Origin of the sequence: Campylobacter sp. RM16187 (assembly GCF_025319965.1) — a bacterium.
In the GTDB taxonomy this organism is placed as follows: Bacteria; Campylobacterota; Campylobacteria; order Campylobacterales; family Campylobacteraceae; genus Campylobacter_A.
In genome coordinates, this window is sequence record NZ_CP012549.1 from 999,403 (window position 1) to 1,018,096 (window position 18,694).

General features: G+C 41.8%; 14 protein-coding genes. 7 read left to right on the plus strand and 7 right to left on the minus strand.

Features of this window, described 5'->3' with window-relative positions; translation table 11 throughout:
• Positions 1–18: 18 nt before the first annotated feature.
• The gene (locus CDOMF_RS05485; RefSeq protein WP_260951074.1) at positions 19–1,182 is read left to right on the plus strand and encodes a pyridoxal phosphate-dependent aminotransferase; all 1,164 of its coding nucleotides are present in this window, start codon (positions 19–21) and stop codon (positions 1,180–1,182) included.
• A gap of 67 nt (positions 1,183–1,249) precedes the next feature.
• The gene (thiF, locus tag CDOMF_RS05490; RefSeq protein WP_442863531.1) at positions 1,250–2,044 is read left to right on the plus strand and encodes a sulfur carrier protein ThiS adenylyltransferase ThiF; all 795 of its coding nucleotides are present in this window, start codon (positions 1,250–1,252) and stop codon (positions 2,042–2,044) included.
• Between the two features lie 39 nt (positions 2,045–2,083).
• Here thiF and lpxD read toward each other — a convergent pair whose 3' ends face one another.
• From lpxD to flgH, 4 genes are all read right to left on the minus strand, one after another.
• The gene (gene lpxD, locus CDOMF_RS05495) at positions 2,084–3,037 is read right to left on the minus strand and encodes a UDP-3-O-(3-hydroxymyristoyl)glucosamine N-acyltransferase (RefSeq protein WP_260951076.1); all 954 of its coding nucleotides are present in this window, start codon (positions 3,035–3,037) and stop codon (positions 2,084–2,086) included.
• Entirely contained in the window at positions 3,037–3,498 is a 462-nt protein-coding gene (ilvN, locus tag CDOMF_RS05500) for an acetolactate synthase small subunit (protein ID WP_170020193.1), read from the minus strand. Before ilvN ends, lpxD begins: the two co-directional genes overlap by 1 nt.
• An 8-nt stretch (positions 3,499–3,506) precedes the next feature.
• The gene (locus tag CDOMF_RS05505) at positions 3,507–5,195 is read right to left on the minus strand and encodes an acetolactate synthase large subunit (protein WP_260953137.1); all 1,689 of its coding nucleotides are present in this window, start codon (positions 5,193–5,195) and stop codon (positions 3,507–3,509) included.
• A 307-nt stretch (positions 5,196–5,502) separates the two neighbouring features.
• The gene (flgH, locus tag CDOMF_RS05510) at positions 5,503–6,207 is read right to left on the minus strand and encodes a flagellar basal body L-ring protein FlgH (protein ID WP_260951077.1); all 705 of its coding nucleotides are present in this window, start codon (positions 6,205–6,207) and stop codon (positions 5,503–5,505) included.
• A gap of 74 nt (positions 6,208–6,281) precedes the next feature.
• On the opposite strand from flgH, the gene pta reads away from it, so the two are divergent.
• The 3 genes from pta to CDOMF_RS05525 are packed head-to-tail and all read left to right on the plus strand — an operon-like array spanning position 6,282 to position 9,330.
• Positions 6,282–7,664 carry a phosphate acetyltransferase gene (gene pta, locus CDOMF_RS05515; RefSeq protein ID WP_260951078.1) on the plus strand — a complete coding sequence of 461 codons (1,383 nt, stop codon included), beginning with the start codon at positions 6,282–6,284 and terminating at the stop codon, positions 7,662–7,664.
• On the plus strand, positions 7,661–8,857 hold the full coding sequence (locus tag CDOMF_RS05520; protein WP_260951079.1) for an acetate kinase: 1,197 nt from the start codon (positions 7,661–7,663) through the stop codon (positions 8,855–8,857). The genes pta and CDOMF_RS05520 overlap by 4 nt, the downstream gene beginning before the upstream one ends.
• 44 nt (positions 8,858–8,901) lie before the next feature.
• Positions 8,902–9,330, plus strand: a complete 429-nt coding sequence (locus CDOMF_RS05525) for a VOC family protein (protein ID WP_260951080.1) — start codon at positions 8,902–8,904, stop codon at positions 9,328–9,330.
• A 152-nt stretch (positions 9,331–9,482) separates the two neighbouring features.
• Here CDOMF_RS05525 and CDOMF_RS05530 read toward each other — a convergent pair whose 3' ends face one another.
• Entirely contained in the window at positions 9,483–12,473 is a 2,991-nt protein-coding gene (locus CDOMF_RS05530; RefSeq protein WP_260951081.1) for a molybdopterin dinucleotide binding domain-containing protein, read from the minus strand.
• 12 nt (positions 12,474–12,485) lie between these two features.
• Complete coding sequence (locus tag CDOMF_RS05535; protein ID WP_260951082.1) at positions 12,486–13,226, minus strand: 4Fe-4S dicluster domain-containing protein; 741 nt, start codon at positions 13,224–13,226, stop codon at positions 12,486–12,488.
• A 153-nt stretch (positions 13,227–13,379) separates the two neighbouring features.
• Here CDOMF_RS05535 and CDOMF_RS05540 point away from each other — a divergent pair, with 153 nt between their 5' ends.
• A complete protein-coding gene (locus CDOMF_RS05540) occupies positions 13,380–14,447 on the plus strand; it encodes a tyrosine-type recombinase/integrase (RefSeq protein ID WP_260951083.1) in 1,068 nt (355 codons plus the stop codon).
• 46 nt (positions 14,448–14,493) lie between these two features.
• Here the strand turns inward: CDOMF_RS05540 and CDOMF_RS05545 are convergent, their stop codons facing one another.
• On the minus strand, positions 14,494–17,070 hold the full coding sequence (locus tag CDOMF_RS05545; RefSeq protein WP_260951084.1) for an ATP-dependent Clp protease ATP-binding subunit: 2,577 nt from the start codon (positions 17,068–17,070) through the stop codon (positions 14,494–14,496).
• A gap of 293 nt (positions 17,071–17,363) precedes the next feature.
• Here CDOMF_RS05545 and CDOMF_RS05550 point away from each other — a divergent pair, with 293 nt between their 5' ends.
• Complete coding sequence (locus CDOMF_RS05550; RefSeq protein ID WP_260951085.1) at positions 17,364–18,683, plus strand: S41 family peptidase; 1,320 nt, start codon at positions 17,364–17,366, stop codon at positions 18,681–18,683.
• Positions 18,684–18,694: the final 11 nt, after the last annotated feature.

Below are 18,694 nucleotides of genomic sequence, written 5' to 3' on the forward strand. Positions count from 1 at the left end.
TTTACGAAAAGGACAAAAATGCTGTCAAATAGAGTTCAAGTACTAAGCGAGTCTTTAACCATTGCCATAAGCTCGCTTGCAAAAGAGATGAAGGCAAAGGGCGAGGATGTGGTAAGCTTTTCAGCGGGCGAACCGGACTTTGATACCCCAAAAGCGATAAAAGATGCCGTTATAAAGGCGCTTGATAAGGGTTGCGGTAAATACACTGCAGTTCCCGGCTCTCCTGACGTGCTCAAGGCTATCGCTTCAAAACTAGAGCGCGAAAACGGCTTAAAATATGAGCCAAGCCAGATCATTACAAACGTGGGTGCTAAGCATTCGCTGTTTAATATCTTTCAAGCGCTGATAGATGGTGGCGATGAGGTCATCATACCAAGCCCTTACTGGGTGAGCTATCCCGAGATGGTGAAATTTAGCGGCGGAAAGCCTGTTTTTATAGAAACTTGCGAAAAGACAAAATTTAAGATAACGCCTGAACAGTTAAAAGCGGCGATCACTCCAAAGAGCAAAATTTTAGTTCTAAACAGCCCTTGTAACCCGACAGGAGCGATATATAGTCGCGAAGAGCTGCTTGCTTTGGGCGAAGTTTTAAAAGATACGAAAATCATCGTGGCAAGCGATGAAATTTACGAGAAACTTAGCTATGACGCGCCTTTTGTGGCGGCTGCAAGCGTGAGCGAGGATATGTTTAAGCGAACTATCACGATTAACGGACTTAGCAAGTGCGGAGCGATGCCGGGCTGGCGCTTTGGCTATATGGCAAGCGTGATACCTGAGCTAAACACGGCTGCTAAAAAGCTTCAAAGCCAAAGCACGAGCAACATAAGCTCGATCGTACAAGAGGGAGCTATCGCAGGGCTCATGGGACTAGCCGATGATGATATAGCTATGATGAGAGCTGAATTTATCAAGCGAAGAGATACGGCTTGCGAGATGATAAACTCCATAAACGGACTTAGCGTGCTTAAACCCGAAGGTGCGTTTTATCTCTTTGTAAACTGCTCTAACGTTGAGCCCGACTCTATGAAATTTTGCCGTCGCTTACTTGAAGAGGCGAAAGTAGCTTGCGTGCCGGGAGTTGGATTTGGCATGGACGGATACTTTAGACTATCATTTGCTACAAGCATGGAAAATATCAAAAAAGGCATAGGTAAAATTGCGGAATTTGTCAAAAATTACTAATATTTAAAGATGCAAAATGACTAATGTAACCATAAACGGCGCAAATTTTAAAATTCAATCCAAAACTATGGATGAGCTTAGGAGTGAAATTTTTAGCAATAAAGAGCTGTATCAATTTTTAAAGAAATTTAGTGCTGAAAATCCGGATATCTTTATACTCAATGGCTTTGCAACCAGTGAAAATTTAGATATAAAAGATGGTGCAAATATTGTGCTCATAAAACGAGGAGTTATGCCTGAAGCTGGAATTTTACGTTCTATGATAGAGGCTAGAAACACACCTGAACTAAATGACGCGCTCAAACATAGTTGCATTGGAGTAGCCGGACTTGGTGGACTTGGATCCAACATAGCTATTAGTCTGGCACGCGTAGGGGTTGCTAAGCTTGTACTCGTTGATTTTGACGTGGTTGAACCTAGCAACCTAAACCGCCAACATTACTTTATAAAACATATCGGAATGAAAAAAGCTGAAGCTTTAAAAAGTATGATTAGCGAAATTAATCCGTTTGTAAATGTAATTACTCATGATATTTTTTTAGATAGCTCAAATGTCGCGGAAATTTTTGCACCATGCTCCATAATCTGCGAGGCTTTTGATAATGTCGCAAGCAAAACTATGATAGTAAACGAAGCCGGAGCGAGCTTAAAAGATAAGCAAATTATCGCTGCCTCCGGAATGGCGGGATATCATAGTTCAAATTTAATAAAAACAATAAAATTTGCTAAAAATGTTCATATATGTGGCGATCTAAACAACGCCGCCAAAGTAGGACAAGGACTAATGGCACCGCGCGTAGCGATTTGCGCTAACCACCAAGCAAACCTTGCAATCCGCCTTATGATGAAGTTAGAAGTATAATAAATTATTTTTTGTATTGTGTAAAAAGGTTTAGTTTTCCTATTTTTTAAAAAACCTTAATATCTTGGCTTGCATCTTAAAAAATTCGCCAAGCTCTAGTATAGGGTAAGCACCGGCGTATTTTTTACCGCCTTCTATACTTTTTGAGACACCTCCTCGTGCGGCAATTTGAGCAAAATCACCTACTTTTAGATGCCCTGTAGTGCCGCTTTGTCCGCCCATTACGACGTTTCTGCCTAGCTTACTTGAGCCTGCAAGACCGGTTTGGGCTACTATGAGGCAGCCTTGTCCTAGCTCGCAGTTATGTCCTATCTGCACGAGGTTATCTATCTTTGTGTGGCGCTTGATGATGGTTGGCTCAAACACGCCACGATCTATCGTCGTACACGCGCCGATCTCTACAAAATCCTCTAAAATCACATTTCCGTTATGATAAATTTTTATATGCTCACCCGTTTTTGTGTGCGCGTAGCCGTAGCCGTCCGAGCCTATAACTGCATTTGCGTTTATGTGGCACTCATCGCCGATCACGCAGTCGTTATACACGACTACATTTGGATGCAAGATGCAGTTTTTACCGATTTTTACGTTATCACCCAAAAACACTCCCGGCATTAGTACGCTACCCTCGCCCACCGTTACGCCAGAGCCTATATATACGTTTTGCATTACTTTGGCACTAGGTGAAATTTGAGCCTCTTTTGGCGAGCTTGCAAAAAGCTCTTTTGCAAAAAATTTGCTTAAAATCGCAAATGCCAAATGAGCGTTTTCCACGACTATCGCGTGCATATTTGCAGGCACAAATTCCTTTAAATTTTCGCCTACTAGTATCGCTCCGGCCTTAGAATTTGCGATAAATTTTGCGTTTTTTTCGCCGTCACAATAGCTTAGCTCGCTATTTTTTGCATTAGCAAGCGAATTTAGCGCAGTTATCTCGCGCTCTTCACCTTCAAATTTCAGCTCTAAAATCTCATAAATTTCACTTAATTTCATCACATATCCATAAGTACCGACCCACCGCAAACGATGTCGATCGGATTGTATTTTTTGATGGCTTTTAAGAAATTTTTCACTCTAATCGTATCGTCAGCCACCATAACAACGATAAAATTTTCATTTGTATTTGCAACTATGCCGTTATAAGCCTTAAGTATCGCGTCAAGTCCGCCGAAATTTTCACTTAGCGGAATTTTTACAAGCGCCATTTCTTTCTCGACAAATTCGCCCGTTTCTATAACCTTATAAGTAGGTATGAGCTTGTGAAGCTGTTTTACGATCTGCTCTAGCACCTTCTCATCGCCCACCGTTACGATACTAAGGCGAGATAAATTTGTCTCAGGTATCGGCGCAACGGTAAGAGTGTCGATATTATACCCACGCCCTGCAAAAAGCCCGGAAATGCGCGAAAGCACGCCGTGTTCGTTAAGAACGATGACTGAAATTACTCTTCTTATACTCATCTTCATTCCTTGCTTTTTAATATCATATTATATATTGCAGCCCCCGCAGGCACCATAGGAAGCACATCTTCAAAGCGATCGACTCTAACGTCAAGCATAGCCACCTTGCCAAGCTTTATCGCTTCTTTTAGTGCCTTTCTAAACTCATCTTTGGTGTGGCAGACAAACCCTACTCCGCCAAAGCCCTCTACGATCTTTACGAAGTCAGGTTGCATGCTAAGATCGGTTGAAGAGTAGCGCTTCTCGTAAAAAAACGTCTGCCACTGGCGCACCATGCCCAAAAAGTTGTTATTTAGGATGATGTTTATCACCGCGATACCGTTTTCCGCTGCGGTCATTAGCTCTTGGATGTTCATTAGAATCGATCCGTCGCCCGTAAAATTTATGACCGTTTTTTTAGGATCTGCGCACTTTGAGCCAATCGCCGCAGGCAAGCCATATCCCATCGTGCCAAGCCCGCCGCTGGTTATAAGCTGTCTTGGTCGCGAAAACGGATAAAACTGCGCCGCCCACATCTGGTGCTGACCTACGTCGGTTGATATTATCGTATCATCGCCCGCTATCTTGGCAGTCTCTTCTATAACCCACTGCGGCTTTAAAATTTCATCGCTATCGCTGTATGCAAGCGGATTTAGCTTGTCGTAGCGAGAGAGGATATCTTTCCAGTCTTTGATGTTTTCAGGATTTACTTCGACCTTTTCTATGAGCTCTTCAAGGACGAAATTTAGATCACCGACTATAGGAAAATGTGCGTTTACTATCTTGGAGATCGAGCTTGGATCGATATCCACGTGAATTATCTTTGCGTATCTTGCAAATTCGCTTAACTTGCCCGTTATCCTATCGTCAAACCTCGCTCCAAGTGCGATAAGTAGGTCAGTCTCACTAAGCGCCATATTTGCAGCATAGCTTCCGTGCATACCTGCCATCGCAAGTAAATTTTCATCATCATGAGCCAAAACTCCAAGCCCCATTAGAGTCTCTATCGCAGGAATTCCAGTCTTCTTAGCAAATTTTCTTACAAGCTCGCTAGCGTTTGACGCTATCACTCCGCCGCCTAGATAAAGTAGCGGTCTTTTTGCCGCCGATATCGCTTCGGCAGCCTTTTTGATCTGCTTTGCGTTGCCTTTATATGTAGGCTTATAGGTTAGCATTTTTATCTCTTGAGGATAATCAAAATCACCAATTGCCGCCGTTATATCCTTCGGTATATCCACATGCACAGGACCGGGGCGACCTGAGCGAGCGATGTAAAACGCCTCTTTTAAGATTCTTGGAAGCTCTTTGATGCTATTTACTAAGTAGTTGTGTTTCACACAGGGGCGAGAAATTCCCACCGCGTCGATCTCCTGAAAGGCATCGGTGCCTATGAGCGAGCTTGCAACCTGACCGCTTATAAGCACGATAGGAATGCTATCAGAATACGCTGTAGCAAGCCCTGTAACGGCATTTGTAAATCCGGGACCACTCGTTACGAAAGCCACTCCGACCTTACCGCTTGCTCTTGCATAGCCGTCAGCCGCATGAACTGCAGCTTGCTCGTGGCGCACTAAAATATGCTTGAAATACTTTTGCTTGTAAGTTTCATCATAGATGTTAAGCGCCGCACCGCCAGGGTAGCCAAAAACTATCTCAACGCCCTCTTTATGCAAGGCTTCGCTGATCATCTGCGAGCCGGAAATTGCCTTTATCATAACAACGCCTTTTTTGAATTTGTTTAAATTATAAGCTTTATAGCTTTAAAAAGGCGTAAAATGAAATTTGGATTTTAAATTTTAACCCTCGTTTTGTTACGATATTGCAAGGGGTTTATGAGAATTTGGATAAATTTATCTGTTTGCGGTTGGTTGTTTTAAATTTTATGATTTTAGAGCAAATTTATATTTTGAGCAGAACCTGCATAGTTTAATTTAAATTTTAAAGCCTGCCCGTTGAACGCACTCGGTCTAGCATGACCGAGTATAATAGCCAAAAATAAATTTTAGCCAAACCAAGCGATCAAAAAGGCCAGATAGCCTCCATAAGCTTCGTTCCCCACGGCTTTCTGGTTGATTTATCCACATCGCCTTCGGTTTTATATAAAATTTTTGCATCAGCGATATATTTTGAGTCTATTTCGTTTGAATTTGATATATCATAAGGTCTTATGACGCCGCTTAGCTGCACGATCTGCTTTTCGCCGTTTAGCAGCAGTTCACGAGAGCCTTCAATGAAGTAGTTGCCGTTTTCAAGCACTTTGATAATGCGCGCTGAAATTGTCGTTTTAAAGCTCTCTGTGCGAGAATTTGAAGCTCCTCCGCTAAATTCGTTTTTAGTGCCTGCTTTAAAGCCAATATCGCCAAATTTATTTAGCTGATCCGCGACATGAGAAAGAGGCGCGGAGCCTGCAGTAAACACACCTCCGCCAAGTCCTATCGTGCTATCTTTGTTTGTATTTCGCTTGCCCGTTGAGCTTTGATTTGCGCTTTCGCTTATGACGACTGTGACGATGTCATTTACGTTCATAGCCTTTCTATCAGAAAATAAAGGATTATCCCCTCTTCCAAACAAGCTTCCCGGATTTGGCTGGTTATTTACGTGCTTTGCAGGCAGTTGCTCGACGTAAACGGGCGGTTTCATGTCGATTTTAGGATCGGCACTTGGCACACATCCGCTAAAAATCGCGCCTATGAAAACAAGAGATAGATAAAATTTGGCATTCATAAAAATTTACCTTAATCTGAATATTTATGATAAAATTAAGCAATTAAAGTTCCACATATCACCAAGGAGATGGGATGCAGTCCAAAGGAATTTATCTAATAACCGCTAATTTCTCAAAAATTTACGAAATTATATCAGCAAAATTTAAAAATGTGACCGTTTTTGAGCCCATCGGCGGATTTGTATGCACGAAAGAGGCGGCTGTCGCATTTGAAAACGGCAATGAAAAAGAGCTTATCAAAAGCATCATAAAAGAATTTAACAGGCTACAAAAAAAATATGATTTAGTAGTCGTTAGAGCCTTTGAAGCCTTTTCTAATCTCGGCAAATTTGAGCTAAATTTGATGCTTGCCAGACATCTTAACACTCCCGTTTTTAGCGAAAAAAATTTAAAAGCTCTAAATATCAACTCAAATTTAGTGATAAGCTCGGATTTAGATGAGGTTTTAAATGCAAATCAAAGCATAATGACGCCTTTTAGATTTGAAAATTTGCTTATAGAAACGGCAAGCAAAGACAAAAAAATGGTCGTTTTGCCCGAGAGTAACGATGAGAGAATTCTAAAGGCTAGCGAGCTTTTAATGCAAACCAAAGCCGTAAATTTAACCCTTCTTGGAGACGAAACCGCCGTAAAAAGCAGAGCTGATGAACTCGGTATAAATTTAAGCGGAGTGAAATTTATAAATTTAGAAAAAAACGTATTTCAAGAGAGCTTTGCCAAGGAGCTTTACGAGCTTAGAAAACACAAGGGCTTAACGCTTGAAAAAGCAAAAGAGCTGATCTTAGATAAAACCTACTTTGGCACCATGATGGTGCAAACAGGACTTGCCGACGCCATGGTAAGCGGAGCCAGCACAAATACCGCAGATACCGTTAGACCGGCATTTCAGATAATAAAAACAACTCCCGATAGCCCATTGGTATCAAGCTCTTTTATCATGTGTATGGGCGAGGAAATTTTGATATATGCAGATTGCGCCGTAATACCAAATCCAGACGCTAACGCACTAGCTCATATAGCAATCTCATCCGCTAAAACCGCAATCGAATTTGGAATAGAACCTAGAGTCGCCCTACTCTCATACTCTACAGGAAATAGCAGTGAAGGAAGCGACACAGATCTTGCAAAAGAGGCAAAAAAGATTATTAACGAGCTTGAACCAGAGCTTAAAGTCGAAGGGCCGATACAATATGATGCCGCAATAGATCTTGGAGTGGCTAGAAAAAAGATACCAAATAGTGATGTGGCAGGACGTGCTAATGTATTTGTATTTCCAAATTTAAATTCAGGCAATATAGGCTACAAAATAGCTCAAAGAAGCGGTCATTGCATAGCCATAGGACCGATTTTGCAAGGATTAAAAAAACCTGTAAATGACCTAAGTAGAGGATGCCTGGTAGATGATATCATAAATACAGTTTTAATAACAGCAATACAAGCAGGAGAGAAAAAGTGAAAATTTTAGTATTAAATTCAGGTAGCTCATCCATAAAATTTCAACTTTTTAATATGAAAGACAATCATGTCATAGCAAGCGGACTTATAGAAAAAATCGGAGAAAGCAACTCTTACGCCAAGTTAAAAGATATAGCTAAAGATATAATTTATGAGAAAAATTTGGCTATAAAAGATCACCACGAAGGGCTTGAAGTGATGACAAGTCTTTTTGTGGCGTCAAATATACTGCACGATTTAAGCGAGCTTGACGGAATCGGACACAGAATAGTACATGGCGGAGAGAGTTTTACCGAGTCTGCTTTAGTGAATAATGAGGTCATCGCTAAAATAGAACAAAACTCAATACTCGCCCCGCTTCATAACCCTGGTCACTTAGCCGGCATAAGAAATGCGATGCAAGAGAGCGGAGAAAAAGTGCCTCACGTAGTCGTATTTGATACCGTTTTTCATCAGACAATGCCAGAATATGCCTATAGATATGCTCTACCTTACGAACTTTGCAAGCGATTGCACATACGCAGATATGGCTTTCACGGTACATCTCATCACTACGTTACAAAAACCGCGGCAAAAATGCTTGGTATAGAGTATGAGAAATTTAACGCCATCTCGCTTCACCTTGGCAACGGCGCTTCGGTTTGTGCGGTCAGTAACGGCAAAAGTGTCGATACTTCGATGGGTCTTAGCCCACTTGAAGGGCTTATAATGGGCACAAGAAGCGGCGATATGGATCCTGCTATAATAACTTATCTGCTAAATTTGGGCGAGCTAAAGGCTGATGAGATCGATGCCTTTTTAAACAAAAAGAGCGGGCTACTTGGAATTTGCGGCTCAAACGATATGAGAGAGGTAGTAGCCAAGATGGAGCATGACGAAAGAGCGCACCTAGCCTTTGAGATGTTTTGCTACCGTATCAAAAAATATATCGGAGCTTACTATGCTGTGCTTGGGCGCGTTGATGCGCTTATCTTTACAGGTGGTATCGGCGAAAATGCACCATATAGCAGAGAGAAAATTTGTGGCGATTTAGCGCATCTTGGCATAAACATAGATCATAAATTAAATTTCGCCAAAGCAAGCGGAGCTAGATGTATAGACGCTGACAAAGCTTCTATAAAAACTTTAATCATTCCTACAAACGAAGAGCTTGAGATAGCACTTGAAACAAAAAGGGTGATAGAAAACAATTAAAATACGTAATTATGACACAATAAATCTAAATTTAAGAGAACTAAATGAATAAAATCACTTGCGTTTGTCTGGGAACAAGAAATATGAAGAAGGCTCTGGAGTTTTACAGGGACAAATTAGGATTTAAAACTAACTGCAAAGAGAGTAATCCAAATGTTGTATTTTTCGATACTTTTGGAACAAAATTTGAGTTATTCCCACTTGAATTGCTAAGCAAGGACATTAATGAATCCAGCCCGCCGACAGGTAGCGGTTTTGCGGGAATTACGCTTGCTTATAATGTAAAGAGCAAAAAAGAGGTAGATGAGGTTATTGAGCTAGTAAGAAAGGCGGGAGGAGTAATCGTAAAAGAGCCGCAAGATGTCTTTTGGGGCGGATATCATGCCTATTTTACAGATTTGGACGGCTATTACTGGGAAGTGGTGTGGAGTCCTGATTTTAAATACGATGAAAACGGATTATTAAAATTTTAGTAAAGATAGAAAATATCATCTCAAAACACAATCTCATTTTATTGTTTCGCAAACTAATACAAGATGATTCCTATTTGGTTGTTAAAAGAGGTATTTTACTATTATTTAAGAAATTTAGGCTAGCCAAGATAGCTAGCCTAGCGCCTAAAAGGCTAAATTTTATAGATATTTGCAGGTAGCGCTTGTCTAGCGCAAGTGCCTACAAGCCAGTCGTTAAGGCTAAATTTGCCTTTGCGCTTTGGATCAAGCAGACCAAGCAAGTTGTGATTTATACCCACTTCGGTTCCTTCTATCCTGAGTGCAGGTTTGCCGTCTATGTAGTGAGTTCTAGCGCCAAATTCGGTGTGTCCAAAGCCGTGCTCAAGGCTTATAACACCTTTTGCGACGCCGTTTGTCACAAACGCAGTTCCTTTTGCGCTTGCGTATGGAGTTACGACTTTGACCTCATCGCCTGTTTTGATGTCGCGCTCTTTTGCTATATCTTCGCTGATACGCACGAAATTTACAGGATGTATGCTTCTCATCCTATCGCTCATGATGGTGTAGTAGTGCTGCGCGTTTGATTTTTTCGAGCTTACCAGATACTTCCACTCAGATTTCGGGAAGAATTTTTCAAGCGGAGTGCCGTCGCTTGTCACAGGTTTCATCAGCGTAGGCGTGCCCGGCATGTATTCGCCCGTGATAGAGTGGCGATGTCCGCCAAGCGGCTCATAGTATATCGAGGCCGGATTTGGCGCAGGCACTTTTACGGTTGCCTTATCGCCCTTATAAGCCGTGACGTAATCATCATATCTTCCGCCTTTTGCAAGCACGTGAGCGACCTTTGCCACCTCTTCTTTTTTGAGATATTTTTCTATAACAGGCATGATCCTATCTATCTTGCTAAGCTCGGCGTCTTCTTTACTGATGTCACTTACCGCTTCGCCGTCAAAAGCTAAATTTGCAAGTGCGGCTGCATAAAACTGCTCTTTAGTGTCAAGATCCATGGCGTTGCCGTCCTTATCCTTAAACGCACCCTTGCCAAAGCCTTTTAGCCCAAGCTTTTTGGCTATCGCGATATAAAATAGCTCGACATCTATCGGCGTGCCGTTTTTATCGGTATCTTGTCTTGGTTTAACGGCAGGATAGCGCACGACTGAAGTTTTGGTTATAGTTCCCCAAAGTGAGTTTGGCATACCCCAGTTTTCTAAATTTAACCCGTCAGGCACGATATAGTCGGCATAAGCGTTAGTTTCGTTCATAAATGCGTCTATACCGATGAAAAGCGGCAGATCGCGGCTATCTTTTAGCGAATCTTTCACCGCTGTTTCAAGCCCCGCTTGTCCGTAGATGACGTTTGTCATGTAGTTTATAAAAATTTTAGCCTTGTAAGGATAGCCCACCGCGTGGCTTGTAAGCGTCTCGTTGATAAGCGGCATAGAGATAGGATACCAAGGCTGCTGCGCAGGATAGCCCGTCCCGCCTGCTGCGACCTTGCGCTTAAACTCCGAGCTTGTCTCGTAGTATTTGCCAGAGCGAGATAAATTTACGCCGCTTGGCTTATAAGCTCCTTCAAATTTCTCAAGCTCATATCTACCGCTTAAAAATTTATGCGTGCCTGCGCTTGCATTTACATTTCCACCCTTGTAGCCGTAAGTGCCCATAAGCGTATTTAGACAAAGTATCGCGTAAGTGCTCATCGCAGCTTGAGTGTGCATCATACCGCCGTGCACGTTCGTGCTTACTTGGCGACCGTTTTTAGTGAAGTTATCGCAAAGCCAGAGGATATCATCCATGCTTACACCGCAAAGCTCGGAATACTCTTTCATGGTGTGCTTAAAGGCTGATTCTTTAAGTAGCTGCATAGAGCTTTTTACCGCTACTTTTTTACCCTCTATCTCTATCTTGCCTTTGTAGTATAGTTTAGCAGGCTCGTTTATCTTGTAGCTTTGAATTTTGCCGCTTTGCGAGCACACCTGCCACTCGTCATTAACTCGCGCAAATTTGCCGTAGTCTTTATGCCCCTTTTGAGTGATAACTAAGTGAGTTGCGTTGCACCAGTGAATTTCGCCTGCTAGCTTGGCTTGGTCTAAATTTGGCTGGATGAGGTAGTTTGTCGCGTATTTTTCATTTTCGATTATCCATCTTATCATCGCCATAGCAAGCGCTGAGTCCATGCCCGGCCTTATGCCTATCCAGCGAGCCTTGTCGCTTGTGGCGTATTTGATAGAATTTGATACCGTAGGATCGACGACCGCGTAGCCAAAGCCGTTATCTTCGCTTCTTGCATGAGCTATCATCTTGGCTTGTTTTTGGAACGGATTTCCGCCGTTGCCCGGCGCAGTGCCCCAGTAAATGCTAAATTTAGAGTGCTCGTAATCAGGCTTTGTATGCGCAAAGCCGCCCGCATTATGAGCGATCTTGCCGCCTGCTCTAAAGCCGCCGCCGCAAATTCCGCCGTGCGAGTAGTGATTGACGGTGCCGAAAGATTTTTTCATAAATCTATCTACGATATCGCTTCTGCCGTCATATAGATAAAAGCTTAAAAGCTGGTTGCGTTTAGTGCCGTATTCAGGATTTTCAGCGTCTATTAGCTCATCTGAGTAAAGCGCGCGAAGTCCGTCCACGTGTCCTTCGCCAAATAAATTTCCACCCTCGACAACCTCTTCTATAAGCTGCTCAAAGCTGATCTTTTGCCATTTGCCCTCGCCTCTTTTGCCAACTCTTTTAAGCGGAGAGAGAATTCTAATCGGCGAATAAAGCATCTCAGGAAGCATCGCGCCTCTAACGCAAACCGTAGCGCGCTGATCGTCTTCACCGCTTCTGGTTGTGGCTATGAGAGCGTCGTTTATAGAAGTGTTATAAGGCATCCAGTGGAAATTTGCAAGCGGGTGGAAGGGATTTCCCACAGAGCGAAGCACGCGGTTATTTTTATCATCTATGTGAAGTCTAAGACCGCATTTTGTCGTACATCCATGACACATCGAAAAGACTATAGAGTGGCCTTCGTTCATCACAACCTTGCCGTCAACTACTCTAAATTCAGGCTCGTGAGAGTTGCCTTGCACCTTATAATCATCTATTTTTTCATCTTTACTCGCAGCCGCAACCACAGGAAGAGCTGAAGTAAGCATAGCTTTTTTTATAAAATCTCGTCTTTGCATTTTTAGCTCCTCTTAAAGTGTTATCTCTTCGTTCCAGTGAACGACTCGTTTGTAGCCCGCTTTTTCCTCTGCTTCTACGTCATTTTTAGTTAGAACCTCGCTAACTCCGTAGTAAAACACCTGCGGATTTGTATTTTTCGGACTATTTATAACCATAGTCTCGTGAGTTGCTAAAAATTTTCTGATGTTTGAGTTTGGATCGTTTAGATCGCCCATTATACGGCTTCCGCCCACACAGGTTTCCACACAGCTTGGAAGCAGTCCCGCGCGAAGTCTATGATCGCAAAATGTGCATTTATCGGCTTTTAAAGTCTCTTTGTTGAAGTATCTTGCGTGATACGGACAGGCCTCAACGCAAAGCGCACAACCTATGCACTCGCTACTGTTTATCTTAACGATACCGTTGCTTCTTTGGTGGCTTGCACCTGTCGGACACATGTCGATACAGGCTGGACTTTCGCAGTGGTTGCAAAGCCTTGGAAGTGAAGCCATAGCGGCTCTTTTGCCGTCTTTTGCATACGCCTCATACTCAGAAACTATCGTGCGAAACATCCCCGCCGGCACGTTGTTTTCCATGGCGCAGTTCATGGTACAGGATTGACAGCCGATACAGCACGTTAGGTCTATAACCATACCGAAGCGCTCCTCTTTACTATCTTCAAACTTAGTCGGTGCAGCCTTAAGCGCAGTCGCAGCGACAAACAACCCCGCAGCAGCCATGAAGCTACGACGCGAATTTTGGTTTGATTGCATCTTTTCCCCTTTATCAAAAAGTTTTGAACTTGAGAAATTTAACATAAATTAACTTAAAATTATTATTAAATTTAACTATTTATTTTTAAGCTAAATTTTAGCTACGCAAATTTGGTATAATTTCCATCATCTAAATTTAGTAAGGATAAGATCTTGAAATACGCGCTTGACTATAAAGATAGTTTTGAAAAGTCACTACTTTTTTGGCTAACTCGATACGTGAAATTTAAACTAAGCTCGCTATCAAATAAAGAGCTTAGAGACCCGAAAGCGCTTGCTAGCGTGAATTATTCATTAAGCAAAGAGGTAAGAAGTATAAACGAGCTTGACGGACTGGTTAAATCAGCCCGCAACGCAGGACTTACAGGCATAAATACTTATTTTAACCCGCTTAAGAAAATTTACGAGACGCTTTGTTTTTACGAGCTTGAGAGCCTAAAACAGATAGATGAAGAGCTGCTTAGCGAAGTTTTGGCAAGCACTACAGGCGGGCTAAGTGATGCAAGCAAGAAAAACTACAGAATTTCGGTTATAAATTTCTTTGCGTTTTTAGATAAACAAAACGAAGAGGACGGCAGAGCGCATATATATGATATATCGCTTAAAAATTGGGGCGGCATAAGCGGCATGAGAGGGCAAAAGCTGCCTGAATTTATGAGCGAAGAAGAGGTTAAACGCTTTTTATCCGCTATCGAAAATAGCGACTTTAAAGTAAATACAAACCGCAACAAGCTCATCATAAAGACGATAATATTTACAGGGATTCGTGTGAGCGAGGCTCTGAATTTAAAGCGCAAGGATATAACGGAAGACGGCGATCTTTACACTATAAGAATACGCGGCAAAGGCAACAAATACAGAATAGTAATGATAAAGCGCCATCTTATCGAGGCTCACCTTGACGCTATCGCGATAAACTACATAAACAAAGAGGGCTATCTCTTTATAAACAAAAAAGGCACGCGCCTAACGCAAGCTTACGTAAGCAGGATAGTCGAGCAAATTTTATTTAAAGCAGGAATTCGCAAGGAAAAAAACGGTGCTCACATGCTTCGTCATACCTTTGCAACGATGTTATATAAAAAGCAAAAAGACCTTGTGCTAGTGCAAGAAGCGCTCGGACACGCAAGCTTAAATACATCCAGAATTTATACGCATTTTGATAGCGAGAAGCTAAAACTAGCCGCACAAGTGGCGGAGGATCTAAACTCTAATGAGTAAAAGGCTAAAACCGAAATTTTAGCCTTTTAAATTTGGCTACTTAAATTTACCTTGCGACTTCTATCGAGATATTTTTGCCGTTTGAGCTTATCACGATCTCATCGCCGCTTTCAAGCTCATCTTTTAGTATCATATCGGCTAGGCGGTCTTCTACCAGCTCATAAAGTGCGCGTCTAAGCGGTCTAGCGCCATACACTATGTCAAATCCCGCTTTAGCTATAAATTTCTTAGCCTCTTCGTTCATGCTAGCCTTAATACCGCGATTTAGAAGCGTTTTTTCAAGCTCTTTAAACATAATTCCGACGATTTGGACAAGCCCTTCTTCGCTTAGCGGATTAAAAATGATCGTATCATCAAGCCTGTTTAAAAATTCAGGCTTAAAATAGCTTTTTAGCTCGTTTTTAACAGCCTCTTCCCTCTGCTCACCTTTTAAATCCATGATGAAATTTGAAGCGATGTTTGAGGTTAGGATGATGATCGTGTTTTTAAAATCAACGGTTACACCCTTATTATCAGTTGCTCGCCCGTCATCCATGATACCAAGCAGGATATTAAACACATCTTTATGCGCCTTTTCGATCTCATCAAACAGTATCACGCTATACGGACGCCTTCTAACAGCCTCGGTTAGCTGTCCGCCCTCATCGTATCCTACGTATCCCGGAGGCGCTCCAAGCAGCCTTGAGACGCTGTGCTTTTCCATATATTCGCTCATATCAAAGCGGATAAGCGCTCTTTCATCATCAAACAAAAATTTAGCCAGAGCCTTAGCCGACTGCGTCTTACCTACGCCTGTTGGACCAAGAAATAGAAACGATCCTATCGGACGAGAGCCTTCATTAAGCCCTGCTTTATTTCGCTTGATAGCTCGTGCTAAGGCGTGAAGCGCAGGATCTTGCCCCACGACGCTAGCTCTTAAGTGATCTTCTATCATGAGATACTTTTGCTTCTCGCTTGTTAGCATCTTAGAAACTGAAATTCCCGTCCATTTGCTTAAAATTTCAGCCACCAGCTCCTCATCCACTTGATTTTTAAGCAACACGCCAGCTTTTTTCATCTCTTCCCACTTGATCTCAAGCTCTTTTTGGCGGTTTGAAGCGTCTAAAATTTTGCCGTATTCTATCTCGGCAGCCTTTTGAAGATCGCCGTTTCTGCGTGCTATTTCGGCTTCATTTTTTAGGCTGTCTATCTCTTTTTTTGCATTTGAAATTCCGTTAAACACGCTCTTTTCGTTTTCAAATTTTACTTCAAGAGCTTGCTTTTTCTCGTTTAGATCGGCGATTTCCTTTTCTATCTCTTTAAGGCGCTCTTCGTTTTTAGCCTCATCCTCCATCTTGAGCGCCTCTTTTTCAACCTGCAATGTCACTATCTCACGCTTAATCTTAGCCAACTCATAAGGCTCGCTTTCTATCTGCATCTTAAGCTCAGCCGCTGCTTCATCAATTAGGTCTATGGCTTTATCAGGCAAAAAGCGGTTTGAGATATATCTATCGCTTAGCTTAGCAGCTGCCACTAACGCGCTATCGGTTATACTTACGCCGTGATGAACCTCTAAACGCTCCTTTATACCTCGCAAAATTTGCAAAGCCTCGTTTACGCTTGGCTCTTTTACGTCAATCGGCTGAAATCTACGCTGGAGTGCGGCATCCTTTTCAAAATACTTTCTATACTCTTTTAGCGTCGTTGCACCAACGGCATGAAGCTCTCCGCGCGCTAGTGCCGGCTTTAGTATGTTTGCCGCGTCCATACTTCCCTCACTAGCTCCGGCACCTACTATAGTGTGAATTTCATCGATAAAAAGTATGATATTGCCCGCACTTTTTACCTCGTTTATAACGGCTTTTAGCCTATCTTCAAACTCACCTCTATACTTTGCACCCGCGATAAGAGCGCTCATATCAAGAGCGATAACTCGCTTATTCATAAGGCTTGTCGGAACGTCTTTTGAAACTATTTTTTGCGCTAGCCCTTCGACGATAGCCGTTTTTCCGACACCCGGTTCGCCAAGCAAGATAGGATTGTTCTTGCTCTTTCTTATTAGAATTTGCATCATCCTAGTTATCTCTTCATCTCGCCCGATAACCGGATCAAGCTCGGCGTTTATAGCTTTTTTAGTTAGATCAATGCCAAATTTTTCCAAACTATCAAGCGTCTCGTCGCTTGTTTGAGTGTCTATCTTGCGCCCTGCCCTAATGGCTTCTAAACTCTTTTTGATCTCAAGCACATCGGTAAATTTAGCCAAAATTTCTCTTATCTCTTTAAGCTCTAAAGCTGAAATTATCCAAGTATCAACCGCTATAAAGCTATCGCCCATGCTTACCATAAAAGCCTTTGCGCTCTCAAGCGAATTTAAAAGCTCGCGTGAAATTTGGACATTTTCTTTGCTTACGTTTGAGCTGGTCGCTAAGCTTGAAATTTTACTCTTAACCTCCAAATCAACAGCGTTTTTTGAGATCGACATCCGGTTAAATACTTGATTTAGTATGGAAGCCGAGTCCGTAACTAAACCCCAAAATACGTGAAGAGGCATGACTTGCGGATTTTTAGCGTGTATGGCTAAACTTATCCCGTTCTCAAGAGCTTCTTGCATCTGCGCAGTTAAACTTTCACCTATGTTTGCCATTTTATTCTCCTTAGTTTTATAATAATCGCATTATATAACTTTAGTGAAGTATTGTCAAGTTTTATTAGTAAAATTTACTAAGTTTACTCTTTTGAAATATTAAAAACCGGCTCAAATTTTTAATAAATGCAAAAATTTATTTTTAAATTTTAAGCTAGTTTTTTAAAAGTTATAAAAGCTAAATTTGGTGTGTATTTTCTTGATTTATCAACTCTAATTTATTTTAAATTTAGCCGATTTTTAGCCAAATTTCATTAAAATTAACCCCACTTAATAATGTATAGGAGAATTTTTTGAATAAGAGAAAGCTTTTTTTTGCTTCAGGTTTCATCTCAACCGTTCTTGCAGCAGGCTTAATAGCCGTAAATTTAAACGCAAAAAACAACCAAGATGATGCAAGCGCTAGACTTGAGGCTCTATCAAAATTTACAAAAACGATATCAACCGTTGAAAAATACTATGTAGATGATATGAAATTTAAAGAGATCGTCGATAAGGCGATTGAGGGGCTTTTAAATAATCTTGACGCCCATTCGGGATTTTTAAACGAAAAAGCGTTTAAGGATATGCAGGTTCAGACAAACGGCGAATTCGGAGGGCTTGGTATAACCGTAGGCATTAGAGACGGCGCACTTACGGTTATATCGCCTATCGAAGGCACGCCTGCGGATAAAGCCGGTATAAAAAGCGGAGATATCATATTAAGAATCGACGGCAACGCGACGCTGGGCACAACGATAGAAGAAGCCGTTAATAAAATGCGCGGCAAACCAAAGACGCCAATCACCATAACTATCGTGCGAAAAGGCGAGCCAAAGCCGTTTGACGTTAAGCTAATTCGCGATATCATCTCGGTAGAATCAGTCTATGCAAAGATGATAGAAAATGAAAATATCCTCTATGTTCGCGTTACAAATTTCGATAAGCACGTAACTCAAAAAGCAGAAGAGTTCATAAAAAAACATCCAAAAGCCCAAGGCATCATCCTTGATCTTAGAAACAATCCGGGCGGACTCTTAAACCAAGCGGTCGGGCTTACAAATTTGTTTGTCGATAACGGAGTAATCGTATCTCAAAAAGGAAGAAACGCAAGCGAAAATTCCGAATACAAGGCGATAAAATCAAATAAGATCACAAACCTTCCGCTAGCTGTTTTAGTAAACGGCGGAAGTGCAAGTGCTAGCGAGATAGTAAGCGGTTCGCTTCAAGATCATAAGCGCGGCGTGGTGATAGGCGAAAATACATTTGGCAAGGGAAGCGTGCAGATAATATTACCGGTAGACGGAAAAGAGGCGCTAAGGCTTACTATAGCTAGATATTACCTGCCAAGTGGTCGCACAATACAAGCAGTAGGAGTAACTCCTGATATAAAAGTATTTCCTGGCAAGGTTCCTCAAGAGGAATCGAGTATGTTTGCGATAAAAGAGAGTGAATTAAAAAAACATCTTGAAAATGAGCTAACAAAAATCGCAGATCATAAGCAAGATGTAAATTCAACAGCTAAAAAAGATGAAGCAAAAGAAGATAAGACTATACTGGCTCAAGCAAAAGTCAATGAGGACATGCAGCTAAAATCTGCTATAGATGCTATAAAAGTGTTAAAAATCAAATAACCTAAGGAGAA